General features: G+C 67.7%; 1 protein-coding gene. It reads left to right on the plus strand.

The features are described 5' to 3' along the window. Positions 1 to 207 precede the first annotated feature (207 nt). On the plus strand, positions 208 to 517 hold a 310-nt coding region (locus CFP71_RS41905), incomplete at its 3' end, for a cyclic nucleotide-binding domain-containing protein (protein ID WP_143267278.1).

The following is a 517-nucleotide window of genomic DNA, read 5'->3' on the forward strand; positions in this document are numbered from 1 at the left end:
GACACTTTCGGCACTGCGCATGACACCCTCCCCCGTCGCCGGCCCGAGGCCTGGTGAAGTCACCTCTTGCCTGGCACAATTACTGGTTGCGGTTCGAAACTTTCCGGGTCGTTCTGCCCACTGACCATGCTGACGAGTCGGGGGAGTGGCTGATGCGTCAAATGGAACACAGCGTCGAAAAGACCCCCGGGGGACCGGAGGGCCAGGATGACCGGTTCCGCCTCGGGTGAGCACACGAGCCTCGGAGCCTGGCGCCGGCTGACCCCCGCGGAACAGTCCGCTCTCCGGAACGCGGGACATGTGAAGGTGTGGCGACCGGGCCAGATCCTCGCCCTCCAGGGCAGTCCGCCCACCAGCATGTTCGTCGTCCTGCGGGGCTGGGTGAAGATCAGCGCCACCAACTATCGCGGGGAGGACGCCCCGCTCGCCGCACGCGGCCCCGCGGAAATCGTGGGCGAACTGGCCCCGATCAGCGGGCTCCCCCGCTCCGCCACGATGTCCGCGATCGACGAAGTGC

It is taken from the genome of Amycolatopsis thailandensis (assembly GCF_002234405.1).
Lineage (GTDB): Bacteria > Actinomycetota > Actinomycetes > Mycobacteriales > Pseudonocardiaceae > Amycolatopsis > Amycolatopsis thailandensis.